This window comes from Cytobacillus horneckiae, from assembly GCF_002835735.1.
Lineage (GTDB): Bacteria > Bacillota > Bacilli > Bacillales > Cytobacillaceae > Cytobacillus > Cytobacillus horneckiae.
Genome location: NZ_PISD01000006.1, coordinates 25,706 through 51,255 on the forward strand (window position 1 = coordinate 25,706; position 25,550 = coordinate 51,255).

The window sequence follows — 25,550 nt, forward strand, 5'->3', positions numbered from 1 at the left end:
TGTCGAAATAAGTATGTGAAAAGGAGTGGGTAATATGGATCAAGAGTTAAAACTAGCTTTAGGTAAATTATTTGGTGAGGTTTACCGTATCCAAAAACAACAAGGAATTTGCCAAATAAGTGATAGCAGAATCTTCGGATTGCTTAACGGTGTAGAGGAAGAGTTAGAAGGCGAATTAGGTAATTTGGGTTTTATTAATCGAGAACAAGTTTCTATTGTGTGCGACCAATTGGATCCTTTTTACAAACAAGAAAAGTCATTAAAAGAAATGCCATCTTTCCTAGAATTTAGAATGGAATTAGAAAAACATGGGATATCACATAGTCGTTTAATTGATATTTTAAAGTATCTAAAGTCTTCAGGTAGTTATACTACTGAAATAGATAAGTTAGGTAACTTTAAATTATCTGATTATGATATTTAATTGAAGCATCCTTCGGGGTGCTTTTTTATTGGAATAAAATAGCTTTTTAATAAGAAAGGGTTGAGGACTTTAGATATTGCGAAAGGAAAGATAGAAGTCTTCCTCTTAAATTTGTAATATTCGGTTATAACAATTCAGGGGGAGACGCTAAGAATGGAAATTTGGCAGGATATTGCGGGCTATGAAGGCTTGTACCAAGTAAGCAATAAAGGAAGGGTTAAAAGTTTATTGAGAAAAAATATTGGATCAGATGGCCGTAATCGAACCTTTAAAGAAAAGATATTAAAGCCTATTTCCGATCGCAAAGGATATTTTCAAGTAGGGTTATGCAAAAACGGAAAGGCAAAAATGTTTCTAATTCATAGGCTGGTGTCTGTAGCATTCATCCCAAATCCTAATAATAAACCTGAAGTTAATCATAAAGACGGAGATAAAATCAATAATTATGCATCTAATTTAGAATGGAATACCAGCAGAGAAAACATAAAACATGCATTTGATACAGGATTAATGAAGGCAACAGTATTTATCGGTGAAGAAAATCCAAGTTCCAAACTAAAAGTAAAAGAAGTTCGATATATCAGGGAAAATTATATCCCTAGAGATAAAGAATTCGGAACAGAAGCATTAAGAAAAAAATTCGGAGTTAGTCAACAGAATATCTCGAAAATAGTTAATTTTAAAGTATGGAAGGATATAATTTAGCCTTTATTCGAATAAGAAAAGAAGTTGCTTATTTTACTGTACTAACCATTACCTAAATGATACAATCGAATCAAATAACATTGAAAAAGATTGATAAATCAAGGTTTTGGTCGTTAAAATTTCACCGGTAAAAGTAATGATTATCCCGACAAATGAGGAAGTAATGATTGCACGTGATGTTGTTAGTTTAATTTAGATGAAGCCAGTTGTCTCGTTTCAGAGTGAAGACAGCATTATAGAGATTGCTGCTCAACTCCTGCCGGAGAAGTGATAAAGTTGAGACACTAGAGGCGCGCAGCGACAAAGCAGCTCGACGCTCGAACTGCTAAAAAAGCGATGTTAATTCTCCTGCTCTCACTTTATTTTGATAGGAGTTTCTCTACAGCCTGACGAAGACGATGTCTTCGTCTTTTTTAATGTGATCAAACCATTTTTATTCCTTACTCCACTGCAGCCATATCCTCCTCATACACATAATCCTCACCCATTATGCTATACTGATTACAAAAGACGAGTTTTGAAATGGAGGAAGAAGACGATGCCATTAACAGACCGTGAACAAGCTGTACTGCAAGAAATTCGTGAATGGGAGAACAAGCTTTATACATATGAACCAAATGATTTTGAACGCTCATATGAAAAATATTTGGAACAATCTTTAGCGCTGTTGCCTCAAGAGGTTCAACAACAGCTTTTCTCGCTATTAGATAGCTGGTTATTCCATCTGCACGCATTAATTCAAGGCTCACATTTGCAAGTTGACGCAAAAGAGCGGATTTTAACTGCAGGCAGAATCTTTCATCCTGATATTCAATCGCTTGAGGATATGAACGCGCTGCAAATTGATCAGCTGCAATATATAGCAAAACAACAAATTGCCAGACATAGAATGTATTCGCTTGCTCAAGGCGGTGCTGCCGGTACAGGCGGTGCAATCATGATCGGCAGTGATATTCCTGCAATGACTGTCATAAATTTAAGGTCAGTTCAACTGATTGCCATGACGTATGGTGTCGAAGTAAATACGCCATTTGAAATGATGAGCTCCTTTAAAGTATTTCATGCGGCGACACTGCCTCTTCGTTTACAAGGAAGAGCGTGGGAGGATTTAATGGAAGACCTCGACCGTCATGAAGATTTATATTTTTATGAAGGAAAAGAAGACTTAACAGATGGTACATGGCTTGAACAACCGATTAAACAGCTCTTGAAAGCAGTTGCCATCATTATGCTCCGAAAAAAATCAATACAGGGCATGCCATTAATTAGCATGGCAATTGGAGCAGGGTCAAACTATCAGTTAACAAGAAGGGTTACGGACTTTGCCCACAAGTATTACCAATTTAGATATTTGGCAAATAAGGGTGAGGAATATTGAGCGTCGTCGAGCATAAAAAAACGGCAATGCAAGTTAAATGCAAAGTCATTACAGTGAGTGATACTAGAGACAAAGAAACAGATAAAAGCGGTAAACTGATGATGAGGCTGATAGAGAACTCAGGGCATATTGTTTCAGATTATGAAATAGTTAAAGATGATAAAGGTGCTATCCGTTCTAGCGTCATTTCCGGTTATGAGAATGATGAAGTTGATGTGATATTAACAAACGGAGGAACTGGAATCGCTTTAAGAGATGTCACAATCGAGACTGTTCAATCGCTATTTCATAAAGAAATTGATGGTTTTGGAGAATTGTTTCGCATGTTAAGCTATACCGAAGACATCGGTTCAGCAGCAATCCTTTCCAGAGCAGCAGCCGGAGTCATTGAAAACAAAGCTGTTTTTTGTACGCCCGGATCTTCCGGTGCTGTAAAGCTGGCAATGACTAAACTAATTTTGCCTGAGCTGGGACATGTAGTAAAAGAATTGAATAAAGATTTATAAAAAAGGCAGAAGCTGAACAATCTCTTAGAGGGTGTTCAGCTTCTGCTTTTGTTTAAGAAAAAACTTATACATGTTTTTTCACAGACAAGTCTTGACCCGTTCGAAACCATAGCCACAATTCATTTATTTGTGAAGCAAGCTCTGCTATTTCGCTATTTAATTCACATGACTTAATAAAGTCGCTTTCATCTGATAACGCATCCTGCTTTTTATTAATGACTTGCTCAAGTTCTGCAATCCGATCAGGGATTCCACCTCGTATTTTTTCCCAGTAAAGTAATATTCCTTGCTGAACTTCATCATCAAAATCATCCCACTCTTTGCTTAATGAAGGGATAAGGATGCCCAACCTATTATTATAAGAAAAATAATCCTTCATTAATAAATCTCCCTTAATTGTTTTGTCTTTATCATACATGATTTCTTTTATTTCTCCATGTCATTTGCTTCATGCATGTCGCAGTTGAAAATAGGTAATCTATTATAAGTGAATGTCGTAAATCTAGACCTTTTTGGCTGATTTATCTTATTCCGTTTACATGTCCGAAAGAATATATTAACATAGATTGAAATATTTTAATATTCTATATTTTTAAAAGGAGTGAAGCTATTCTGAAAAAGCCAGTCGTCGTCATTTTAATTATTTTACTTTTTTTGGGCCCTTTCAGCGGGAGTGCAGGTGCAAACACATCCATTGAAAAAGAAACTTTCTTCACTCAAGGTAAAAAACATCAATATTCAACATTAAAAAAGGCAAAAAGGCCAGAGGATGCAGGCTTTTCCTCTAGCGGTTTGAAAAAGGTAGATAAGCTCATACAATCAGAAATTGATGCAGGGTTTCCAGGTGCAGCCATAGTCGTAATTAAGGATGGAAAAATTGTAATGGATGAAGCTTATGGCTATGCACAAATATATGACAAGCATACTCCGTTAAAGAAGCCGCAAAAGATGAAAACAACGACAATATTTGATCTCGCATCAAATACGAAAATGTATGCAACGAATTATGCTCTGCAGCACCTCGTCAGTATAGGAGCTTTGAATGTGGATGAAAAGGTGCAACATTATTTACCTGACTTTAAGGATAGTCCTAACGATAAGATTAAGGGGAAAGGTGATATTTTAGTAAGGGATCTTCTCGAGCATACAGCAGGTTTTCCTTCGAGTATTCATTACCATAATCCTGAACGTGCAGGCGAATTATATTCACAGGATCGAGATAAGACAAAAGAAATGCTTCTAAAAACTCCGCTGCAAAATGAAACAGGCACTGCGCAAATTTACAGTGATATTGACTATATGCTGCTTGGCATGATTGTTGAAGAAATTACAGGACAGCGCTTGGATATGTATGTGGAGAATAACATTTATAAACCGCTCGGCTTGAAAAAAACAAAATTTAATCCTTTAGATAAGAAAGAGAAGCAAAAGCATATTGCAGCTACAGAATTGCTAGGCAATACGCGTGACGGAGCAATCTCTTTTCCGAACATAAGAAACTATACACTGCAAGGAGAAGTACATGATGAAAAGGCATATTATTCAATGGGCGGGATTTCTGGACATGCCGGTTTATTTTCAACGACTAATGACTTAGCTGTACTCCTGCAGGTTATGTTAAATGGAGGAGGCTATGGAAAGACAAAGCTGTTTGATGAGGAGACGATCGAATTATTCACATCGCCTTCAGATTACAGCCCGACATATGGACTCGGGTGGAGAATTAATGGCAATGAAAGTATGGAATGGATGTTTAGTGAATATGCAAATGAAGAGGTAATTGGCCATACTGGCTGGACAGGGACAGTGACAATGATAGATAAGGAAAATAATTTAGGCATTGTCCTTTTGACAAATAAGAAGCATTCTAAAGTAATGAATCCTGCAACTGAACCGAACAGATTTTATGGAGATACGTATGGAATCAGTGAATATGGTAATGTTGTGCAGGCAGTATATCAAGCAATGATACGCTAAAGCTAAAAGTAAGAATCCAAACTGGATTTTTACTTTTTTTTTTATGGATAAATATGTGCATTAATTAATTCGTGGATATTTTATAAAAAATCGGATGAAACTATTGCAATTTTAAGGAAAGGTTGTTAAAGTAATATCATAATAAGTTGAATAAAAATATATATTGTTGAATATTTATACGTTTATACTTCAAGGAGGAAATAATATTATGTCAAATCCAAAAGTTGTTCTTGCCTACTCAGGCGGTTTAGATACTTCAGTTGCAATTAAATGGTTAGGAGATCAAGGATATTCAGTCGTAGCTTGCTGCTTAGATGTAGGTGAAGGAAAGGACCTTGACTTTATTAAAGAAAAAGCGTTGCAGGTTGGTGCGGTGTCGTCGTACGTCATTGATGCAAAAGAAGAATTCGCACAGGAATTTGCATTAGTTGCGCTTCAAGCACATGCGCTTTACGAAAACAAATATCCGCTTGTATCTGCATTATCCCGTCCGTTAATCGCGAAAAAGCTAGTAGAAGTTGCTGAACAAGAAGGCGCTGTAGCGGTTGCACACGGCTGTACTGGAAAAGGAAATGACCAAGTTCGTTTCGAAGTGGCGATTCAAGGATTAAATCCTGAGCTGCAAGTATTAGCACCAGTTCGTGACTGGAAATGGTCTCGTGAAGAAGAAATTGAATATGCAAAACAAAACAACATTCCTGTTCCCATTAAACTAGATTCACCATATTCGATTGACCAAAATCTATGGGGCCGAAGCAATGAGTGCGGTATTCTTGAAGATCCATGGGCTGCACCGCCTGAAGATGCTTATGAATTGACTGCAAGCCTTGAAACAACTCCGGATACGCCAGATATTATTGAAATCGGATTTGAACAAGGGGTTCCAGTAACTTTAAATGGTAAAGAGTACCCGCTTTCAAAATTAATCTTAGAATTAAACTTTATTGCCGGAAAGCATGGTGTTGGCCGTATTGACCATGTGGAAAACCGCCTTGTAGGAATTAAATCCCGAGAAGTATATGAATGCCCTGGGGCAATGACATTAATTAAAGCACACAAAGAATTAGAAGATCTTACACTTGTAAAAGAATTAGCTCACTTTAAACCAGTAATTGAAAAGCAAATTTCTGAGTTAATTTATGAAGGTCTTTGGTTCTCACAATTAAGAAATGCATTACAAGCTTTCTTAAAAGAAACTCAAACCTTTGTAACTGGTACAGTAAGAGTGAAGCTTTTCAAAGGACATGCAATTATTGAAGGAAGAAAATCTCCATATTCACTATATGATGAAAAATTAGCAACATACACATCTGATGATGAGTTTGATCATAATGCAGCAGTAGGCTTCATCAAACTTTGGGGTCTGCCGACAAAAGTACAAAGCATTGTGCAAACCAACAAGAAGGTGACAGTGTGAAGAAATTATGGGGAGGCAGATTTACAAAGTCTGCTGAGGAATGGGTCGACGAATTTGGCGCATCAATCGAATTCGACCAGGAGCTTGTAAATGAAGACCTTGAAGGGAGCATCGCGCATGTGACGATGCTTTCTGCAAATGGGATAATTAGTGAAGAAGATGCAGAAAAAATAAAAGATGGATTAATGCAGCTCCAAGAAAAAGCTGCTAAGGACGAGCTGTCATACTCAGTTAAGCTAGAGGATATCCATTTGAACTTAGAAAGCGCATTAACAGATATTGTAGGGCCGGTTGGCGGCAAGCTTCATACGGCAAGAAGCCGTAATGATCAGGTTGCTACTGATATGCATTTATATTTGAAGAAGCAAGTAGCTGTCATTGCTCAATTAATTAAAGAAATGCAGGAAGCTTTGGTCGAACAAGCGGAAGCGAATGTTGAAACAGTCATGCCTGGATATACACATCTTCAAAGAGCGCAGCCGATTTCTTTTGCCCATCATTTAATGGCGTATTTTTGGATGCTAGAACGGGATAAAGAGCGCTTCGAAGAAAGCATGAAACGCATCAATCTATCTCCGCTTGGCGCCGGCGCGCTGGCTGGGACTACGTTCCCGATTGATCGCTATCAAACAGCTGGTTTTTTAGGGTTTGATGGGATATATGAAAACAGCCTTGACGCAGTAAGCGACCGTGACTTCATTCTTGAGTTTTTATCTTCAAGCTCTATCTTAATGATGCATTTATCGCGACTAAGTGAAGAATTCATACTTTGGTCAAGCCAAGAATTCCAGTTCATCGAGTTAGATGACAGCTTTGCAACCGGAAGCAGCATCATGCCGCAAAAGAAAAACCCGGATATGGCTGAGCTGATTCGCGGCAAAACCGGTCGAGTTTATGGAAATTTGATGGGGTTGCTGACAGTTCTTAAAGGATTGCCTCTTGCTTATAACAAAGATATGCAAGAAGATAAAGAAGGTATGTTCGATACAGTCAAAACGGTGATTGGCTCTTTAAAAATCTTTGCTGGCATGATTAAATCAATGAAGGTGAAGAAGCAGCAAATGGAAAAAGCAACAAAGAATGATTTTTCTAATGCAACAGAGCTGGCAGACTATTTATCAGGCAAGGGTGTGCCTTTCCGTGAAGCACACGAAATCGTTGGAAAGCTTGTCCTTACATGTGTTCAAAAGGGCTGTTTCTTAGGAGACCTACCTTTAGAGGAATATAAAGATGTAAATCCATTATTTGAAGACGATATTTATACAGTTCTTGATCCATACACCGCTGTCGAAAGAAGAAACAGTGCTGGCGGAACTGGATTTGCACAAGTAAAACTTGCGATTGAAAAGGCAAAGACGTTATTAAAAGAAGAAGAGCACGCTGTTTAATACAGTATGCTCTTTTTTATCGAAAGAAAGCTCTAGACCAAGCCTAGACAGCTTCTATCCCCTCGTTCAACTGAGTAAAGCATTAAATGGTCGAAAAGGCTTCTTTTCAACCATCCTATGGAAAGTTAACCCCACCCTTGATAACGGGTGGGGTTGACATATGTTAATAATCTATTTAAGAAGATTTATTAAACGAGTTGGTCTAACTAATCATCATGATTCATTGTTTTACTAGGTCTAACGACTAATACGTCACATGGCGCATGGCGAGTAATTTGTTCAGATACACTGCCAATGAGGAATCGCTCAACCGCATTTAATCCAGTCGCGCCGCAAATGATTAAGTCAACATTATATTTTTTAGCAATATCCTTAGGGATTTTTACTTTAGGAGAACCATATTCAATTTCATACTCCACATGTGTAATACCAGCTTCAAAGCATTCATTCTTGTATTTTTCCATTAACTCTTTTGCGAATGTATTGGCACGCTCTGCGCTAGTACGGTCATAAGCCTCCACAGCTGTGTAAGTTCGAGTATCAATAACATGAGTCAATATGAGATTGGCTCCATTCAACTTTGCCATTTCCATCGCCTTTTTAAAACCGTATTCTGCCTCTGTTGAACCATCTACAGCAACCAAAATGTTTTCATAATGTATACTCATTTTTTATCTCCTCCTTTACCTATATTATACATACCCTTTTTATGAATAAATGTAGCAATAAATCAAACAATAATTGTGAATTATTTTGACAAAGGAGTGAACTCACTTGAAAAAAAATGAAGAAAATGCACCTCAAAGCTTCTTTAATGAAGGGGAAGCGGAGCAGTCAATCAGCGATTCAATCATGGAAGCCTATAATGGCGGAACAGTGGATCGTGAAGTCATTACAAACGAATTGATTGATGATGAGCAAAATAAATAAGCGATTAAAAAACGATGAGATCAATAGAAATCTCATCGTTTTTTAGATGTTTTATTCATTCGAACCACGAAAACAAAACATCTCCCGAGCAAAAATAACTAAAGTTTGTCCCTATTGCTTTTAATTTATATTAAAATAGAGGGTGCAATGGGGATAAAGATTGGTTAACTACAGAGAGGGTAGGTGCGGGTAATGCGCAATATGAAGAACTATCAAATCGATCCCAGATATAAAGTATCTAACCGCGAAGCACTCATTGGCATTGGCTTGGCTATTATTAATTTTGTCTGGTGGTATGGTTTTGCCTATGGATTAGGAGGTCAACCAGTAGAGGAATATCAATTCATATTTGGATTGCCGGCATGGTTTTTTTACAGTTGTGTTTTAGGATTTTTAGTGATGTCAGCAGTCGTATTTGTAGTTGTTCGCCTGTTTTTTACAGAAGTTCCTTTCGAGAGTGAAGGGATGGAGGAAGATCAATGAATTTAGGAGTAACCATTCCATTATTAATTTTTCTTGGAGCATTATTCTTGTTTGGCTTTTATGCGACTAAGTTTCTTAAACAAGGTCCGAATTTCTTGCAAGAATATTTCCTTGGCGGGAGAAATCTTGGCGGGTTAGTACTAGCAATGACGATGGTTGCAACCTATGGAAGTGCTTCTAGCTTTATAGGCGGGCCTGGAATTGCTTATAATATGGGACTTGGATGGGTTTTATTGTCAATGGCTCAAGTAGTAACCGGCTATTTTACATTATCTGTTTTAGGAAAAAAGTTTGCGATAACAGCGAGGAAAATAAACGCAGTTACTTTGAATGATTTCTTGCGAGAGCGCTATAAGAGCAAATGGGTCGTTATTCTGTCATCATTATGTATTGTAATCTTTTTATTTGCCTCAATGACCGCTCAGTGGATTGGCGGTGGACGTTTGCTGGAGTCATTTATGGGCGTATCGTATCAGACAGCTTTATTTATCTTTACGATTTCAGTTCTTGCTTTCGTAGTAATGGGCGGATTCCGGGCTGTGGCTATAACAGATACCATTCTTGGCTTCATTATGTTAATGGGGACGATCATTATTTTAGTGGGAACCATTATCGCTGGCGGAGGCGTCACGAATATAGTAAATGATTTAGCTGCTGAAAACCCAAATTTAATTACGCCATTTGGTGCAGATGGGTCGCTTACCGCATTATATGTATCCAGCTTTTGGATTATAGTAGGTGTAGGTGTTGTTGGGTTGCCGCAAATTGCTGTAAGAGCGATGTCATATAAAAACTCTAAAGCCATGCACACAGCAATGATTATAGGGACATTTGTAACTGGAGCCATTATGCTGGGCATGCATTTGACGGGTGTCTTTGCACGAGCTGTTCTTCCAGGAATAGAGGTAGGAGACACGGTTATGCCGCAATTAACCTTGACCATTCTGCCTTCATGGCTGGCTGGAATCGTTTTGGCAGCGCCGATTGCTGCTGTTATATCTACGGTGAATTCGCTGCTGTTATTGATTAGCTCCTCTCTCGTAAAAGATATTTATATTAATTACATAAACAATGAAGCATCAGAAAGATTTGTAAAGAACATAAGCCTTAGCGTTACCGCATTAATTGGTATTTTAGTATATTTAGCTTCTATTCATCCACCTGACTTGCTTATATGGCTAAACCTATTTGCTTTCGGTGGACTTGAGGCTGCCTTCATATGGCCGATTGTCCTAGGGCTCTATTGGAGAAGAGGAAATGCTTATGGGGCGCTCGGTTCAATGATTGTTGGCGTGGGGTCCTATATCCTTCTCGATAGATTTCATCCAGATTTATGGGGGATGCATACGGTAGTTGTTCCAGTATTCTTATCACTTATCGTTTATGTTGCTGTAAGTTTATTAACCTCGAAAAAGAACATAATACAGCAAGAGCAAATCATTAAAAAGTTTTGGTATGTGTGAAATAAAAAAGAACGCTTGGGATTTTTCCCTGGCGTTCTTTTTTATTTCCTCCATCATGTTACTTAATAATCTGCAGTTCTTTAGGAAACTTAGTTAGCGTTTCCGCACCCTTCGCTGTTAAAACGAGGTCATCCTCAATTCGAACGCCAGCAACATTCGGTACATAAATACCAGGTTCAATTGTGTACACCATACCTTCTTCAAGAAGCAAATCATTTGTTTCTGTTAATGAAGGGTACTCATGTACACTCACACCTAAGCCATGTCCTAAACGGTGTGGGAAAAAGTCTCCATAACCAGCATCTGCAATGATTTTTCTTGCAGTTAAATCAACCTCTGACGCTTTTACACCTGGCTTACTTGCTTCAACTGCGGCCAGCTGGGCTTTTAAAACAGTATCATAGATTTCCTTTTGTTTATCATTGATATCGCCGAAGGCAACAGTTCTTGTAATATCAGAGCAATAGCCCTTCCAAACTACACCTAAGTCAAATAGAACTAAATCCCCTTTTTGAATTTTTGTGCTGCCTGGTGTACCATGCGGCGAAGCACCATTTTTCCCTGTTAATACCATTGTGGAGAAGGACATTTCATTAACGCCCTTTTTCTTTAATTCATATTCGATAGCTGCAAGAACTTCCAATTCAGATTTGCCTTCTGCAATCTCGGCACAGCCTGTTTCAATTGCAAAATCCGCTAAAGCACATGCTTCTTTAATGAAAGCCAATTCCTCTGCACTCTTCACCATTCTTAACTTGCGAAGCTTTTCTTCAGCAGAAGCAAAGGCAGCGTTCGGAAATAATTTTGTAAGTGCTTCATAGCGCTCGACATTCATATGCTCTTTTTCGATAGCTACTTTTTTTACGTTAGTGATTCTTTTGCTAATTGCATTATGTACGAGCTCCCAAGGGTTCTCGATATCGCTGTATCCAACGATTTCACCAGTCCAGCCGGCATTTTTTGCATCTTCTATTTCCATTTTTGGACATACAAGAAACGGCGCTTCCTCTTGGAAAATCGCTAATCCTAATAAGCGCTCATGAGGATCGCTGAAAAACGAGCTTATATAGAAGACATTCTCAGATGATGTTAAAAAAGATACGTCAATATCGTGATCCTTCATCCAAGTAGCTACTTGATTTAATTTTTGATTCATGATAAAAACCCCCTCATATAAAGTTATATATTGAGCGTATCAACTAAATGTGAAAATGTAAACTTTAAGAACTGTTTAAATATAAAGAATAGAGGGTAATAAAAAGGGATAGCGGCACTTTATGTTGAAATAACAATACATACAATCAATAGGAAGGGGATTCAGGATGAAAGTATCATTTCATGGACATTCAATTGTTAAGGTTCAAACAGAGGATAAAACGATTCTTTTTGACCCATTTATTACTGGTAATGAATTGACAGATTTAAAGGTAGAGGAAGAAAAGCCCGATGTGATTATTGTGACTCATGGCCATGGTGATCATTTAGGCGATACGATTGAACTTGCAAAGAAAAATAATTCTCTCGTTATTGGGAATGCAGAGCTTGCTTCCTATCTTGGCTTTCACGGCATAAATGCGCATGGCATGAGCATCGGCGGAGCCTATCAATTTGATTTTGGAAAGGTTAAGCTGACGCAAGCTTTCCATGGCACAGGGCTTGTAACAGATAATAATGAAATCATCTATCTTGGCATGCCTGCAGGCGTCCTACTCACGACCGGCGGCAAAACGATTTACCATGCAGGTGATACGGGATTATTCTCAGACATGAAATTAATTGGTGATCGACACTCAATTGATTTAGCTTTCATTCCAATTGGCGACAACTTCACAATGGGGCCAGAGGATGCAGCTTATGCAGTTCAGTTGCTTGGAGCGAAGCAAGTAGTCCCGATTCACTATAACACCTTTCCGCAAATCAAGCAGGACCATAATAAATTTGTAGAAATGGTCGAGGGTGATAACGTTAAAGTGCTTGAAGCAGGCGGCGTTATAGAATTATAAAAATATGAGTGCAGCTTAGAGAGGTTTTCTTCTAGCTGCTTTTTTGTGTCAAATTGCATAAGTGGTGTGAGATTTTCGCAAACAGCGCCCATAGGCAGAAAAAACGGTTCAAGAGGGGACTGCTTTCGCCAAGCAATGCCAATAAGGAAAAAAGCCAGCCCGCCATTGAACTACTTTCCTAAAACAATCTATTTAAAGCAGGAATGCAGGCATTCTTAACTGCCTGTCTGCATAAATATGATAGAAATGCTTTCGAGGAGGGATGGTTTGATGACAAGAAAAAATCGTTATATGCTATGTTTGCTGTTAGCGGGGGTGCTTTTGTATTATGCAGTCCCACGGCTGAATTTATATAGCGGGGGTGCTGAAGGGATTTTTACGATATCGTGGCTCCTGTTTGCTCTGGTTGTCATTGCGGGCAATTTAACTGCGATGCTGTATGCTCCGCACCAAAGAGCGCGGAAATCAAAGCGAATCGCCCAGCGTTCGTTAAAAAAACGGGTGCGTTCTTACGACTAAATAATGCCGTTAATTGAACATCGCTAATTTTCATCTTATAATAAGAATAAGGATGAAAAATAGAGGGTGATGGTCTTGGCTACAAAACATGAACAAATATTACATTATATTGATGAACTGCCTGTCGGTGAAAAGATTTCAGTCAGACAAATTGCCAAGGCATTATCGGTAAGCGAAGGAACTGCTTATCGAGCAATAAAGGATGCTGAAAATAAAGGATACGTAAGTACGATTGAACGGGTAGGCACGATTCGAATAGAAAGAAAAAAGAAAGAAAACATTGAGAAGCTGACATTTGCAGAAGTGGTCAACATTGTTGATGGACAGGTTTTAGGAGGCCGTACGGGACTTCATAAAACATTGAATAAGTTTGTTATTGGTGCAATGAAGCTTGAGGCAATGATGAGATATACAGGTGCAGGCAATCTCTTGATTGTCGGGAATCGGACAAACGCACATGAGCTTGCATTAAAGGCGGGCGCAGCGGTACTTATTACAGGCGGATTTGACACTGAAGATGATGTAAAGCGGATTGCTGATGAGTTGGAGCTTCCAATTATATCAACAAGTTATGATACATTTACAGTAGCGACGATGATAAACCGCGCGATTTACGATCAGCTGATAAAAAAGGAAATTGTGCTGGTTGAAGATATATTGACACCCTTCGAAGAGACGACCCGATTGCAGACAACGGATAAGATTTCAGATTGGTTAAGGTATAACCGTGAAACAACTCATAGCCGTTTTCCGGTTGTAGATCATAATATGAAGGTTCAAGGCATGGTTACCTCTAAAGACATTATGGGACATGACCCTGAAACGCCTATCGAAAAGGTGATGACGAAAAATCCTATGACAGTTGGCGGAAAAACGAGTGTTGCATCATCTTCGCATATGATGGTATGGGAAGGAATTGAGCTATTGCCTGTCGTCGATGATACAAATAAGCTTGATGGAATTATTAGCCGCCAGGATGTTTTAAAAGCGCTGCAGGTGATTCAACGTCAGCCTCAAGTTGGTGAAACGATTGATGATATCGTCACAAATCAGCTTGTATTAACAACAGGGAAAGCGAAAGGGGATCCTGTTTATCGCTGTGAGGTTACACCGCAAATGACCAATCATATTGGGACGATTTCGTATGGGGTCTTCACAACCATCGTTGCTGAAGCTGCAAATCGTGTATTAAGAACATATAAAAAAGGAGATTTAGTGGTTGAAAATATGACGATTTATTTTCTAAAGCCTGTGCAAATAGAAAGCATGCTTGATATTTTCCCTAGAGTGCTTGAAGTCGGCCGAAAGTTCGGTAAAGTGGATGTTGAAGTGTATAATGAAGGGGTGCTGGTTGGAAAAGCCATGATGATGTGCCAGCTAATTGAAAGATAAATAATAATACGATAGAAGTGCAACGCCAATATTGACTGAATACTGCTAAGCTTTTAACAAAACAACCGTCTCTTTTGAAGAGACGGTTTTCAAAAATGTTCTATTGCTGATTGGCTTTTAGCCACTGAGCTTCCTCAGCCGCAAGGGGAAGGAAATATTTATAAGCTTTAATACCTGTCCAAATACTTAATCCGCCGATAACGATAAATACTGCTGCAACAATATAGGTTGTTGTTGTTGAATATAAGAAAAGCTGATTGATGCCGAAAAAAGCAACAAATATGCCAAGGGCAATTCTTGATTTTGCAGAAATCCATTGTTTTTCTGCAGGGCGTTTAGATCTGACATATTTCACTTTATAGAACACGTAAAACGCAAACGATAAGACAATAAATATGACTAATACTGGCATAGCTGTACCTCCAATATCGATATGCTCTTTTTATTTTAACTGGTACGGATCGAAAATTCCACAGTAGAGCGAATATTAATTGAATTCTATCGTACGAAGGGAGATACATATGAAAGCACAAATTCTCGCGGAAATTCAAAAATATGAAACGATTATTATTCACAGGCATGTTCGTCCTGACCCTGATGCATACGGTTCACAAGGTGGATTGGCAGAAATCTTGAAGACCTCTTTTCCAAATAAACATATTTATACTGTAGGTAAGGAAGAGGAGACGCTTCATTATATGCGGCGTCTCGATTATATATCTGATGAGACTTATAAAGGAGCCTTAGTCATTATTTGCGATACTGCAAATATAGAGCGCATATGCGATAACCGTTATCGTCTTGGTGAAAAAATCATTAAGATTGATCATCACCCGAATGCTGATCCATATGGAGACATTATGTGGGTTGATACAACAGCAAGCTCCGTTAGTGAAATGATTTATGAGTTTTATTTATTTGGCAAAGAGAATGGGCTAAAGATGTCAAATGAAGCGGCACGATTAATATTTGCCGGAATTGTAGGAGATACAGGTAGGTTTATTTACCCGAGCACGACAAATAAAACATTTGCCTATGCAGGTGAATTAATAAAATATAATTTTTCCCGCACAGAATTGTTCGATAAAATGTATGAAATGAAGCCGAATATTGTTAAGCTGCATGGGTATGTCCTGCAAAATTTTGAGATGCGGCAATATGGAGCAGCGGTTATGCTATTAACGAAAGAGCTACTTGCAAAATACGATGCCAAGCCGGCAGAAGCATCGCTGTTAGTAAGTGAACTTGGGAATGTTTCAGGTATTAAAGCCTGGGTCTTCTTTATAGAAGAAGAGGATCAAATTAGGGTGCGCTTTCGTTCAAAAGGGATTGTCATTAACGAGCTAGCTAGAAAATATCACGGTGGCGGCCATCCGCTGGCAGCAGGTGCTTCCATATATAGCTGGGAAGAAGCTAAAGGTGTTATTGCTGATTTAGAACAGCTTTGTAAAGAGTAAGTAAATAAAGAGCTTTGGCATGAAGATTAGCGACCAAAGCTCCTTTTTAAAATGTAGAAGGATTGAAGTTAATCCAGCATCAGCTCTACTTTAATTGTGATAGTAGTGAAAATAATCATCTCCGTTATTTTAACACGGTATCGCTTCCCGTTAAGCGTGTGTGTTTTATTGCTTATAATACGCTTAGTGAGCTCAGTGCTTTTGGCTACTGTATCAATATCCTTTCCCATCAGCATATTTATATCTTCTTTAATCTTATCTTCTGTTTCGTAAAGGCTGTATAGATCCAGCTTATATTTATCAACTGCGGCGTCATCTATTTTTACGATAATCTCCTGTACTGTCAGCAGCTCTTCATTTTCTTGATTAAGCTTTTTAAATTCCTCCTGCCAGATTTCCTTCTCCTTCGTTAATTCTGTTATCGTAGCTTTTTGCGTTCGGATTTCCAAACTGTACCTTTCCTGCCATTCACCAAAGATGTAGACAAAAATACACCAGCTGATGACAGCGCCTATGGCCATACCGGCAAAAAAACGTTGCCATGAAGGCCTGCGATAATAAGGAGCCACTCTCATCGGGAAATATGCTCCTGTGTAAGCCAAATAATCAGCTGCGCTCCTGATTGTGCCCCGCCAAAAGCAGCAAGGATTAAGAGGCATTGCTTTACAATATCTTTTGTTTGGCCGTGCAGCACGCCGCGCTCAAAGCTGTACACTGCATCGAATGTACCGCCAATTGCAGCAATAATGGCCCAGATTCTTATCGAATTAGACAGGTTAAATATTTCAGTAAGCGGCGGCTTTCCAGTAATGAATGCTGCAATGCCGCCAATAATTGACCCGCCGATTAATACGCCTAACGCAATAAAATAACTTTCAATTAATGAAGAAAAGAAGGGCTGTTCGTTCATAATGAAAACCATCCTTACAACAGATTTTATATACTGCTCTGTGAAGAAAAAGATCCTTACTCAATCATATGGACAATCCTTTTTATTTATGTTTAAACCGCACGAATTTCTTAAATGATTGACTGCAAATAAATCATCTGTTTTATTTTTGAAAACAAACGTTCTATAATGAAAATAGAAGAATAGTTAGGGTGTGAACAAAATTGTCATTTATTCACTTGCAGGTTTATAGTGCGTACAGCTTATTAACAAGCACTGCCAAGGCTGATCAGCTCGTTGCTTCAGCTAAGCAGAAGGGCTTCAAAAGTATTGCGATGACGGATCGGAATGTAATGTACGGTGCGGCTCACTTCTATAAAGAATGTAGAAAGCAGGGAATCAAGCCGATTCTTGGCCTAACTGCGGATGTCCTTAGTGATCATGATCAAACAGCTTATCCAATCGTCCTATTAGCAAAAAATCATCAAGGCTTTCAAAACTTATTAAAAATCTCAAGCAGTATTCAGACAATCGCTGAAGACGGCTTGCCTATTAAATGGCTAAAGGCTTATTCAAGAGGGCTATATTGCTTAAGCCCAGGTATAGAAGGTGAAATCGAACGTCATTTAGTAAATGATGATTTCGAACAGGCGAAAAAGACAGCATTGTGCTATAAAAATATCTTTGAACAGAATCATTTTTATTTTTCTTTGCAAAATCACGGAACGGCAGATGAAAAAAATATTTATCAGAAGCTGAAAAAATTATCTGGAGACACCGGAATTCCAATGGCTGCTACTAATGCAGTCTATTATATTGAGAAACAGGATGCTTTTGCCCAGGAATGTCTGTTAGCGATACGAAATGGCGAAAAGCTTGAGGAAGAGGGCAGAGAGCGATTAGAAGGTGCGGAGTATTATATGAAAACCGCCAGTGAAATGGCGAATCTTTTTGCAGATGATCCTGATGCGCTTCTTCATACGATACAAATTGCAAATGACTGTAATGTAACGATAGAGTTTGGAATAAAGAATTTACCTAAGTATCCAATTGATGCGGACCAATCTGCAGATGAACTGCTGGAAGTGCTTTGTAGGAAAGGCTTAGAAGAAAGATATGAAAATGTTACTGACAAGGAAAGAAGCCGGTTGGAGTATGAGCTATCTGTCATACAAAAAATGAATTTCAGTGATTATTTTCTAATCGTAGCTGATTTTATGAAATACTGCAGAGAAAACCGGATTTTGACAGGACCTGGAAGGGGGTCAGCAGCGGGATCTATTGTTGCATATGTCCTTTTTATTACAGATGTGGATCCAATCGGATATGGTCTTTTATTCGAACGGTTTTTAAACCCTGATAGGATCTCTATGCCTGATATAGATATTGATTTTCCGGACCATAGAAGAGATGAAGTCATTCAATATGTTGCCAAAAAGTATGGCAAGCAGCATGTAGCCCAAATTATTACCTTTGGAACAATGGCTGCTAAGGCGGTGCTGCGAGATGTCGGACGTGCTTTTGGCTTAAATCCCAAGGAACTTGATCAGCTTTCAAAAACGATACCTAATAGGCTCGGCGTAACGCTAAACGATGCAATGAAGGAATCAACGCCGCTAAGAGAGTTTATGAATCAATCGGAGATTAATCGAAAGCTATGTGAAACGGCTCTTAAATTAGAAGGCTTGCCGAGACACTCTTCTACTCACGCTGCAGGGGTTGTCATAAGCGAGCAGCCTCTCGTACAGGTCATTCCTGTTCTAGAAGGTCACGAGGATGTTTATTTAACACAATATACAATGGAGCATTTGGAGGATGTCGGCCTGCTGAAAATGGATTTCTTAGGATTGAGAAACCTTTCCTTAATCGAAAATATCCTTCTTTCTATTAAAAAAAGCACCGGGAAAGAACTGGATATAAAACGTATACCTTTAAATGATGCTAAAGTGTTTAAGGTGCTTAGCAGCGGTGAAACAACAGGTATTTTCCAGCTGGAATCAAGCGGGATGCGAAGCGTTCTAAAAAGGCTTCAGCCGACAAACTTTGAAGATATCGTGGCGGTTAATGCCTTATATCGACCAGGTCCAATGGAAAATATTCCGCTGTACATTGATAGAAAGCATGGGAAACAAGAACTTGAATTTCCGCACCCTGATCTGGAGCCAATATTGAAATCGACGCATGGAGTCATCGTCTACCAAGAGCAGATTATGCAAATCGCGGCAAAGATGGCAGGCTTTACTTTAGGTGAAGCTGATTTATTAAGAAGAGCAGTAAGTAAAAAACAGAAGGAAATACTAGATAGAGAGCGTGCACACTTTGTCCAAGGAGCAAAGGGGAAGGGGTATACGGGACAAACAGCAAATGACATTTATGATTATATTGTCAAATTTGCCAACTATGGCTTTAACCGGAGCCATGCGGTTGCGTACAGTTTAATTTCATACCAGCTCGCTTACTTAAAAACACATTACCCACTGCATTTTATGGCTGCATTATTAACCTCTGTTATCGGAAATGAGAGCAGAATTGCACAATATGTTAATGAATCTAAGCAAATGGATATTACCGTATTGGCACCTTCCATAAATAAAAGTGTATTTCCATTTACTGTGGAGAAAGATGCAATTAGATATAGTATTGCTGCTGTAAAAGGGGTAGGCGCTAATGCGTTGAAGGAAATCTTCCGTGCGCGTAGAAATAAGTATTTTACAGATTTATTTGATTTTTGTGTTCAAGTATCGCCTAAAATTATCAATCGCAAATTATTAGAGATGCTCGTTCATTCAGGCTGCTTCGATGAATTTGGTGAAGACCGGGCAACATTGCTGGCGAGTCTTGATGTTGCAATTGAACATGCGGATCTTGTTCATCCGGGAGATGATCAATTTGATATGTTTACTGATGATGATTTCTTCCCAAAGCCTAAATATACAGAAGTAGATCCGATTCGGACAGAAGACAAGCTGTTCTTTGAAAAAGAAGCGTTAGGATTATATTTATCTGCTCATCCGGTATCAATATATGAAGCTGCATTTCCAGCACTTGGAGCAGTGACATTAAGGAGTTTAACAGGCAAGAGAGAAAATACGCAAATATCGAGTGTCGTGTATCTTACGGAAGTAAAGAAAATAAGAACGAAAAAAGGAGAGGCGATGGCATTTCTTTCAATCAGCGATCAAACAGGCGATATGGAAGCTGTTGTTTTTCCGAAAGTATTTAATCGCAGCAGTCATCTATTATCTCAAGGAAGGGTTCTTTTCCTTCACGGCAATACCGAAGAAAGAAATGGAAAAATCCAATTCATTGTGCGCAGTGCTGATGAAATTGATAGGATAATTGAAAAAATCAACAATCGGCCGCCGACTCTTTATTTGAAGTTAATGGAGGAAAAGGAAACGAAGGAAAATCTTTATTCTCTAAAAGAGTTAATTTCGCAAAATAAAGGGGACACGCCTGTGGTGCTTTATTATGAAAGCACTAAGAAAACAATCAGATTAGGAGAGAATGATTACATTCATCCGTCAAAAATAATCATCGAACGACTAAAGAATACATTTGGCAAGGATAATGTAATTTTGAGAGGTTAGTCTTTACAACTATATCATTTATGTTATATTGTAAACAGAAACTGGTCTGACCACTGTGTTGAATTTGGATAAGCACATATATATTATTCATAATTAATCATATGTTATTATCAAATCATCATTCTTAAAATTGCAACCTATTCATTCCTACATAACGGAATGACTTTATTTTTAAAAGAAAAAATAAATAATTAAATTCATAAATGGGGCTATAAGGGGTGGTTATTAATGACTCTTAGAGATGAAGCATTAAATATGCATAGAGTTCATAAAGGTAAATTAGAATCAAAATCAAAGGTACAGGTACGCAACGCAAAGGACTTAAGCTTAGCTTATTCACCAGGTGTAGCTGAACCATGTAAAGAAATTTATGATAAGCCTGAAACAGTATACGAATACACAATGAAGGGAAATATGGTAGCAGTTGTTTCTGATGGAACAGCGGTTTTAGGGCTGGGTAATATTGGACCTGAAGCTGCGCTGCCTGTTATGGAAGGAAAAGCTGTATTATTCAAGAGCTTTGCTGGCGTAGATGCCTTTCCAATCTGTTTAAATACAAATAAAATTGATAAGATTGTAGAAACAGTAAAATTATTAGAGCCGACATTTGGCGGTGTCAACCTAGAGGATATTGCTGCACCGAATTGTTTCTATATTGAAGAGCGACTAAAAAAAGAAGCAAATATTCCTGTATTTCATGATGATCAGCACGGCACAGCAATTGTGACGGTTGCGGGTCTTGTGAATGCATTAAAGCTGGCAGGCAAGAAAATGAATGAAATTAAAGTGGTGGCAAATGGTGCCGGAGCTGCTGGAATTGCTATTATCAAACTGCTATATAGATATGGTGTAAGGGATATTATCATGTGCGATACGAAGGGCGCGATTTATGAAGGCCGTCCAAATGGCATGAATGATATTAAAAGTGAAGTTGCTAGATTTACAAACAGAAATGGTGAAAAAGGCAGCCTTGCTGATGTAATTAAAGGTGCTGACGTATTTATTGGCGTCTCAGTTGCCGGTGCTTTAACAGCAGAAATGGTAGAATCAATGAAAGAGAATCCTATTATTTTTGCAATGGCAAATCCAACGCCTGAAATCATGCCAAGTGAAGCAAAAGCGGCAGGAGCATTGGTTGTGGGGACAGGTCGTTCTGATTTCCCTAACCAGGTGAATAACGTATTAGCCTTCCCTGGAATATTCAGAGGCGCCTTAGATGTTAGGGCAACACATATTAATGAACAAATGAAAGTGGCTGCTGTAGAAGCGATTGCTAGCTTAATTTCAAAGGATGAACTGAATGCGGATTATGTGATTCCTGCTCCATTTGACTCACGTGTGGCACCAGCTGTTGCAGCTGCTGTAGCAAAGGCTGCAATGGAAACAGGTGTGGCGAGGCTGAAGGTTGATCCTGAAGAAATTAAGAGAAAAACGGAACAATTAGCGGTCATAGGAAAAAGTGAGTGATCAATAATAGTGAGTGCACCGGAAAGCTCTACAAAGGTTTATATTGAAATTGTTAAACAATTACGTAATATGATACAAGTAGAAGGTTATCAAGCTGGTGATAAACTTCCTTCTGAACGGGAATTGTCTGAACGCCTAAGTGTTGGGCGTTCTTCCGTTCGTGAGGCTTTTAGAGCACTCGAGCTTTTAGGGCTGATTGAAACGAGAAGAGGAGAAGGGACATTTATTAGAGATTTTCGGGGCCATAATCTCGTACAGCTTCTCAGTACCTTCATCCTTCAAGATGACCGGGCAAGAACTGATATTAAAGAAACGAAATATCTTATTGAATGGGACTGTTTATGGCTAGCCGCAAAAAAGGTCAGTGAAGAAGAGCTTCAATCTTTTAGAAACTGGGCTGAATCAACAGTTTACACTGATGATGAATTTTTTTATCACATCATTCTTCTAGCAGATAATCATCTATTTATGAGAATGTGGACGATTTTAAAGGATTATTATAATTCTCTTAAATTTGATCAAGAACCAGTGGCGAAAGCTGATTATATAAAATTAGTTGATTCCTTGCTGAGCTATAATGAGCAATTAATAAAAGATCAATATTGTAAAATAAGAAATTTGTCGAGTATTTAACGACAATTTTTTGCACTTTTTTCATCCTTTTTACTGTATAGTGAAAGGACAAGCAGTCATTGGAGATTGTTTTAGCTGAATGGAAAATTTAGTGTTCAAAAGCGAGTGCTCCTAAATGACTAGTAGAACATTGTAAAAGAAAAACTAGGCATTCGCCAGCGGTGAACGTCAAGTTCTTCTAAACCTAAGTGGTCTGGCCACTTAGGTATTTGGTAATGATTGTTAGAGGGATAGAAAAAAGTTGCAATCATATTCTTTTTTTTACTGTTAATGATGAAAGGTGTACATTTTTCAAGTGAGAAAAATATCTAGCTCAAGCGTCTGCCCTCCTCCATGGTTTAAGCTATCCCCCCTGAAAGGTAAACTGCATCTTTCTTTTGTGAGGCTAACTGATATCCAAACGGATGAGCATGTCGCTAGTGCTTTTCTAAGCTAGTAAGGAAGTTAACTTAATTATCTTGCTAAAGTAAAATACACTTTAGCATTGTTGGATTCAAGTTAAAATATCGCATTAGAAAAACTGAGGCATTCGCCGAAAAACTTGGCGAACGCCAAGTTTTTCTAATAACAGGGAGGTTTCACCTTGCTTATTAAAGAGATCTTTACAAAATCTAAAAAGAAAAAATATGCAACGATTCCATCGGAAGCAGCAAAACAAGATGTTCCAGAAGGTATCATGACAAAATGTCCGGAATGTAAAAAAATAATGTATACAAAAGAAATTATGAAAAACGTAAAAGTATGCATAAATTGCGGCTATCATCATCCAATGAATGCAAAAGAGCGTTTTGACAGCTTCTTAGATGAGGGAACATTTGAAGAATTAAATGCAGAGATGATATCCGAAAACCCATTGAATTTTCCTGATTATCTAGAGAAAGTAGAGAAAGACAGGAAGAAAACGAATATTAATGAAGCGGTCGTCACTGGAATCGGACATGTAGAGGGGAATAAAATCGTGATGGCAGTGATGGACTCTACTTTCCGTATGGGCAGTATGGGATCTGTAGTGGGAGAAAAAATCACGCGTGCCATTGAGAAAGCTGATGAACTGAATGTACCTTTCATCATCTTTACTGCATCCGGAGGAGCCAGAATGCAGGAGGGTGTATTAAGCTTAATGCAGATGGCAAAAACAAGTGTAGCACTAAAAAGATTTAGCGATAATGGCGGATTAATCATTTCAATTATGACTCACCCGACAACTGGTGGAGTTTCAGCAAGCTTTGCATCACTTGGAGACTTTAATTTTGCCGAGCCAGGTGCCTTAATCGGATTTGCTGGACGTAGAATCATTGAGCAAACGATTAGAGAAGAATTGCCTGAGGATTTTCAAACAGCCGAATTTCTTTTAAAGCATGGTCAATTAGATGCAGTAATAAATAGAATTGAATTAAAAGAACAGATTGCCAATATTCTTTCCATACATCAACCAGGAGGTGAGCTCAAATGGTAGGGGAACTAGAATTTGAACGTCCGATAATTGAATTAAGAAAAAGAATTACAGAGCTGCGAGAGTTCACTAAAACAGCAGATGTAGATCTTACATCAGAAATTGAGAAACTGGAAGCAAGATTAGAAAAACTCGAAAAAGATATTTATGATAATATTCAGCCGTGGGATCGAGTTCAAATTGCCCGCCACCCTAATCGCCCCACTACGCTGGATTATATTGAGCGTCTTTTTGAAGGGTTTTTCGAATGCCACGGAGATCGCACCTTTGGTGATGACGAAGCAATTGTAGGCGGGATTGCAAAATTTCAAGGACATCCAGTTACAATTATCGGTCATCAACGTGGAAAGGACACGAAAGAAAATATACGAAGAAATTTTGGGATGCCTCATCCGGAAGGATATCGGAAGGCGCTTCGCCTAATGAAGCAAGCCGAAAAATTTCGCCGACCAATTATCTGCTTTATTGATACAAAAGGAGCCTATCCCGGCAAGGCAGCAGAAGAAAGAGGGCAAAGTGAAGCGATTGCCAAAAATTTATTTGAAATGGCCAGCCTAAAAGTGCCTGTTGTCTGCATCGTAATTGGAGAGGGCGGTAGCGGAGGTGCCTTAGCATTAGGGATTGGCAACCATATTCATATGCTTGAAAACTCAACTTATTCCGTCATCTCTCCTGAAGGAGCAGCCTCCATTCTTTGGAAGGATGCAGGACAAGCTAAGAAAGCTGCAGAATCTATGAGAATAACAGCACCAGATTTAAAGGAACTAGGTATAATAGAAGAAATCATTCCAGAAATCAAAGGTGGCGCTCATAAAGACGTTGATAAGCAAGCAGCTGAAATCGAAGCCATTCTTTATGAGTCGTTAAGAGAGCTTTCTCAATACAGCGAAGAACAATTGGTTGATCATCGCTATGAAAAATATAAGTCAATTGGTAAATTTTCGTTTTTAAGAGAATATATTGGGGTAAAATAAAAACGTGCTTTCGAAAGTGAAAATAAGAAATTTTAGTTGGATTTGGAGAGGTGTCCACTCGACTCCTGCGGGAGAGTAGCGCGACAGTCAAGACACTATAAAGGCGCATAGCGCCAAAGCGGCTCGACGCACGTCCTGCTAAAAGCGAGTGGTAGGCCTCCGTGAATCCAAACCTTTCATTTTTATAATTGAAATGAGTTTCTCTACAGTCTGAACGTGCTTTCTGCACGTTTTTTCTCATAAGAAAAGCAAAAATGGCAGGAGCACAGCATCCTATCATTTACCAAACTTCAGGCGACTTGTTATTTATCTCTGGCGAAGCCCTTCTAAGTTTGTAAGGCTATCAGGGAAATATTCAGCATTTACTGAAAGAGTGGGTGAGCGGACTTCAAATTAAATGCCTATACCTTAAATCAGCCTCCTTTACATATGCTTTGAACAATATTTACATCTAGATAGTTGAGTTAATCAGGACTTCCGTGCTATTTTAAAGTATAGAGCT

Annotated in this window: 25 protein-coding genes; 19 read left to right on the forward strand and 6 right to left on the reverse strand. The window is 38.6% G+C overall.

Annotation, left to right across the window (positions count from 1 at the left end; genetic code table 11):
- Positions 1-34 precede the first annotated feature (34 nt).
- The 4 genes from CWS20_RS01905 (at position 35) to CWS20_RS01920 (ending at position 3,013) form a co-directional block, all read left to right on the forward strand.
- Positions 35-424 carry a hypothetical protein gene (locus CWS20_RS01905; RefSeq protein ID WP_066191344.1) on the forward strand — a complete coding sequence of 130 codons (390 nt, stop codon included), beginning with the start codon at positions 35-37 and terminating at the stop codon, positions 422-424.
- A gap of 153 nt (positions 425-577) precedes the next feature.
- Complete coding sequence (locus CWS20_RS01910) at positions 578-1,129, forward strand: NUMOD4 domain-containing protein (RefSeq protein ID WP_066191347.1); 552 nt, start codon at positions 578-580, stop codon at positions 1,127-1,129.
- Positions 1,130-1,667: 538 nt separating this feature from the next.
- Entirely contained in the window at positions 1,668-2,507 is an 840-nt protein-coding gene (locus CWS20_RS01915; protein WP_066191350.1) for an EcsC family protein, read from the forward strand.
- Positions 2,504-3,013, forward strand: a complete 510-nt coding sequence (locus tag CWS20_RS01920; RefSeq protein ID WP_066191353.1) for a MogA/MoaB family molybdenum cofactor biosynthesis protein — start codon at positions 2,504-2,506, stop codon at positions 3,011-3,013. Before CWS20_RS01915 ends, CWS20_RS01920 begins: the two co-directional genes overlap by 4 nt.
- A gap of 64 nt (positions 3,014-3,077) precedes the next feature.
- Here CWS20_RS01920 and CWS20_RS01925 read toward each other — a convergent pair whose 3' ends face one another.
- On the reverse strand, positions 3,078-3,392 hold the full coding sequence (locus CWS20_RS01925) for an ABC transporter C-terminal domain-containing protein (protein ID WP_066192062.1): 315 nt from the start codon (positions 3,390-3,392) through the stop codon (positions 3,078-3,080).
- Positions 3,393-3,706: 314 nt separating this feature from the next.
- Between CWS20_RS01925 and pbp4b the strand changes: the two genes are divergently transcribed.
- The 3 genes from pbp4b (at position 3,707) to argH (ending at position 7,795) form a co-directional block, all read left to right on the forward strand.
- Positions 3,707-4,990 carry a penicillin binding protein PBP4B gene (pbp4b, locus tag CWS20_RS01930; RefSeq protein ID WP_241504128.1) on the forward strand — a complete coding sequence of 428 codons (1,284 nt, stop codon included), beginning with the start codon at positions 3,707-3,709 and terminating at the stop codon, positions 4,988-4,990.
- A gap of 208 nt (positions 4,991-5,198) precedes the next feature.
- Positions 5,199-6,407 carry an argininosuccinate synthase gene (locus CWS20_RS01935; protein WP_066191357.1) on the forward strand — a complete coding sequence of 403 codons (1,209 nt, stop codon included), beginning with the start codon at positions 5,199-5,201 and terminating at the stop codon, positions 6,405-6,407.
- The gene (gene argH, locus CWS20_RS01940) at positions 6,404-7,795 is read left to right on the forward strand and encodes an argininosuccinate lyase (protein WP_066191360.1); all 1,392 of its coding nucleotides are present in this window, start codon (positions 6,404-6,406) and stop codon (positions 7,793-7,795) included. Before CWS20_RS01935 ends, argH begins: the two co-directional genes overlap by 4 nt.
- 206 nt (positions 7,796-8,001) lie before the next feature.
- Here argH and CWS20_RS01945 read toward each other — a convergent pair whose 3' ends face one another.
- On the reverse strand, positions 8,002-8,463 hold the full coding sequence (locus tag CWS20_RS01945) for a universal stress protein (protein ID WP_066191363.1): 462 nt from the start codon (positions 8,461-8,463) through the stop codon (positions 8,002-8,004).
- 106 nt (positions 8,464-8,569) lie between these two features.
- Here CWS20_RS01945 and CWS20_RS27875 point away from each other — a divergent pair, with 106 nt between their 5' ends.
- From CWS20_RS27875 to panF, 3 genes are all read left to right on the forward strand, one after another.
- Positions 8,570-8,725 carry a hypothetical protein gene (locus CWS20_RS27875; protein ID WP_157090488.1) on the forward strand — a complete coding sequence of 52 codons (156 nt, stop codon included), beginning with the start codon at positions 8,570-8,572 and terminating at the stop codon, positions 8,723-8,725.
- 201 nt (positions 8,726-8,926) lie between these two features.
- Positions 8,927-9,208, forward strand: coding sequence for a YhdT family protein (locus tag CWS20_RS01950; RefSeq protein ID WP_066192063.1), 282 nt, complete (start codon positions 8,927-8,929; stop codon positions 9,206-9,208).
- On the forward strand, positions 9,205-10,671 hold the full coding sequence (panF, locus tag CWS20_RS01955) for a sodium/pantothenate symporter (protein WP_066191366.1): 1,467 nt from the start codon (positions 9,205-9,207) through the stop codon (positions 10,669-10,671). The genes CWS20_RS01950 and panF overlap by 4 nt, the downstream gene beginning before the upstream one ends.
- 58 nt (positions 10,672-10,729) lie before the next feature.
- Here panF and CWS20_RS01960 read toward each other — a convergent pair whose 3' ends face one another.
- On the reverse strand, positions 10,730-11,827 hold the full coding sequence (locus CWS20_RS01960; protein WP_066191369.1) for a M24 family metallopeptidase: 1,098 nt from the start codon (positions 11,825-11,827) through the stop codon (positions 10,730-10,732).
- Positions 11,828-11,993: 166 nt separating this feature from the next.
- Here CWS20_RS01960 and CWS20_RS01965 point away from each other — a divergent pair, with 166 nt between their 5' ends.
- From CWS20_RS01965 to CWS20_RS01975, 3 genes are all read left to right on the forward strand, one after another.
- Positions 11,994-12,674 (forward strand): metal-dependent hydrolase, encoded by a 681-nt coding sequence (locus tag CWS20_RS01965; RefSeq protein ID WP_066191372.1) that lies wholly within the window; start codon positions 11,994-11,996, stop codon positions 12,672-12,674.
- Positions 12,675-12,944: 270 nt separating this feature from the next.
- Positions 12,945-13,193 (forward strand): hypothetical protein, encoded by a 249-nt coding sequence (locus tag CWS20_RS01970; protein ID WP_066191375.1) that lies wholly within the window; start codon positions 12,945-12,947, stop codon positions 13,191-13,193.
- A gap of 75 nt (positions 13,194-13,268) precedes the next feature.
- A complete protein-coding gene (locus tag CWS20_RS01975; protein ID WP_066191377.1) occupies positions 13,269-14,585 on the forward strand; it encodes a CBS domain-containing protein in 1,317 nt (438 codons plus the stop codon).
- 100 nt (positions 14,586-14,685) lie between these two features.
- Here CWS20_RS01975 and CWS20_RS01980 read toward each other — a convergent pair whose 3' ends face one another.
- Positions 14,686-14,997 (reverse strand): YtpI family protein, encoded by a 312-nt coding sequence (locus CWS20_RS01980; RefSeq protein WP_066191379.1) that lies wholly within the window; start codon positions 14,995-14,997, stop codon positions 14,686-14,688.
- A gap of 109 nt (positions 14,998-15,106) precedes the next feature.
- Here CWS20_RS01980 and CWS20_RS01985 point away from each other — a divergent pair, with 109 nt between their 5' ends.
- Positions 15,107-16,042 carry a DHH family phosphoesterase gene (locus CWS20_RS01985; protein WP_066191382.1) on the forward strand — a complete coding sequence of 312 codons (936 nt, stop codon included), beginning with the start codon at positions 15,107-15,109 and terminating at the stop codon, positions 16,040-16,042.
- Between the two features lie 68 nt (positions 16,043-16,110).
- On the opposite strand, the gene ytrI is transcribed toward CWS20_RS01985, so the two are convergent.
- A complete protein-coding gene (ytrI, locus tag CWS20_RS01990) occupies positions 16,111-16,617 on the reverse strand; it encodes a sporulation membrane protein YtrI (protein WP_066191387.1) in 507 nt (168 codons plus the stop codon).
- A complete protein-coding gene (ytrH, locus tag CWS20_RS01995) occupies positions 16,614-16,952 on the reverse strand; it encodes a sporulation membrane protein YtrH (RefSeq protein WP_066191390.1) in 339 nt (112 codons plus the stop codon). Before ytrH ends, ytrI begins: the two co-directional genes overlap by 4 nt.
- 203 nt (positions 16,953-17,155) lie before the next feature.
- Here ytrH and dnaE point away from each other — a divergent pair, with 203 nt between their 5' ends.
- The 5 genes from dnaE to accA all read left to right on the forward strand — a co-directional run bounded on the left by dnaE (position 17,156) and on the right by accA (position 25,048).
- A complete protein-coding gene (gene dnaE, locus CWS20_RS02000; protein WP_066191392.1) occupies positions 17,156-20,521 on the forward strand; it encodes a DNA polymerase III subunit alpha in 3,366 nt (1,121 codons plus the stop codon).
- 228 nt (positions 20,522-20,749) lie between these two features.
- Entirely contained in the window at positions 20,750-21,988 is a 1,239-nt protein-coding gene (gene ystJ / locus CWS20_RS02005; RefSeq protein WP_066191395.1) for an NADP-dependent malic enzyme, read from the forward strand.
- A gap of 9 nt (positions 21,989-21,997) precedes the next feature.
- Positions 21,998-22,621: a FadR/GntR family transcriptional regulator gene (locus CWS20_RS02010; protein WP_083957181.1), complete on the forward strand. Its 624-nt coding sequence runs from the start codon at positions 21,998-22,000 to the stop codon at positions 22,619-22,621.
- A 583-nt stretch (positions 22,622-23,204) separates the two neighbouring features.
- Complete coding sequence (accD, locus tag CWS20_RS02015; RefSeq protein ID WP_066191398.1) at positions 23,205-24,077, forward strand: acetyl-CoA carboxylase, carboxyltransferase subunit beta; 873 nt, start codon at positions 23,205-23,207, stop codon at positions 24,075-24,077.
- Positions 24,071-25,048: an acetyl-CoA carboxylase carboxyl transferase subunit alpha gene (accA, locus tag CWS20_RS02020; protein WP_066191401.1), complete on the forward strand. Its 978-nt coding sequence runs from the start codon at positions 24,071-24,073 to the stop codon at positions 25,046-25,048. Before accD ends, accA begins: the two co-directional genes overlap by 7 nt.
- Positions 25,049-25,550: the final 502 nt, after the last annotated feature.

Excerpts from the sequence above, each read along its gene's own strand:
- CWS20_RS01980 (WP_066191379.1), bottom strand. The coding sequence starts at position 14,997 with ATGCCAGTATTAGTCATATTTATTGTCTTATCGTTTGCGTTTTACGTG.
- CWS20_RS01925 (WP_066192062.1), bottom strand. The coding sequence starts at position 3,392 with ATGAAGGATTATTTTTCTTATAATAATAGGTTGGGCATCCTTATCCCT.
- CWS20_RS01950 (WP_066192063.1), top strand. The coding sequence starts at position 8,927 with ATGAAGAACTATCAAATCGATCCCAGATATAAAGTATCTAACCGCGAA.
- CWS20_RS01945 (WP_066191363.1), bottom strand. The coding sequence starts at position 8,463 with ATGAGTATACATTATGAAAACATTTTGGTTGCTGTAGATGGTTCAACA.
- CWS20_RS01960 (WP_066191369.1), bottom strand. The coding sequence starts at position 11,827 with ATGAATCAAAAATTAAATCAAGTAGCTACTTGGATGAAGGATCACGAT.
- ystJ (WP_066191395.1), top strand. The coding sequence starts at position 20,750 with ATGACTCTTAGAGATGAAGCATTAAATATGCATAGAGTTCATAAAGGT.
- CWS20_RS01935 (WP_066191357.1), top strand. The coding sequence starts at position 5,199 with ATGTCAAATCCAAAAGTTGTTCTTGCCTACTCAGGCGGTTTAGATACT.
- ytrI (WP_066191387.1), bottom strand. The coding sequence starts at position 16,617 with ATGAGAGTGGCTCCTTATTATCGCAGGCCTTCATGGCAACGTTTTTTT.
- panF (WP_066191366.1), top strand. The coding sequence starts at position 9,205 with ATGAATTTAGGAGTAACCATTCCATTATTAATTTTTCTTGGAGCATTA.
- CWS20_RS01905 (WP_066191344.1), top strand. The coding sequence starts at position 35 with ATGGATCAAGAGTTAAAACTAGCTTTAGGTAAATTATTTGGTGAGGTT.
- CWS20_RS01985 (WP_066191382.1), top strand. The coding sequence starts at position 15,107 with ATGAAAGCACAAATTCTCGCGGAAATTCAAAAATATGAAACGATTATT.
- ytrH (WP_066191390.1), bottom strand. The coding sequence starts at position 16,952 with ATGAACGAACAGCCCTTCTTTTCTTCATTAATTGAAAGTTATTTTATT.
- CWS20_RS01965 (WP_066191372.1), top strand. The coding sequence starts at position 11,994 with ATGAAAGTATCATTTCATGGACATTCAATTGTTAAGGTTCAAACAGAG.
- accA (WP_066191401.1), top strand. The coding sequence starts at position 24,071 with ATGGTAGGGGAACTAGAATTTGAACGTCCGATAATTGAATTAAGAAAA.
- CWS20_RS01915 (WP_066191350.1), top strand. The coding sequence starts at position 1,668 with ATGCCATTAACAGACCGTGAACAAGCTGTACTGCAAGAAATTCGTGAA.
- CWS20_RS01970 (WP_066191375.1), top strand. The coding sequence starts at position 12,945 with ATGACAAGAAAAAATCGTTATATGCTATGTTTGCTGTTAGCGGGGGTG.
- CWS20_RS01910 (WP_066191347.1), top strand. The coding sequence starts at position 578 with ATGGAAATTTGGCAGGATATTGCGGGCTATGAAGGCTTGTACCAAGTA.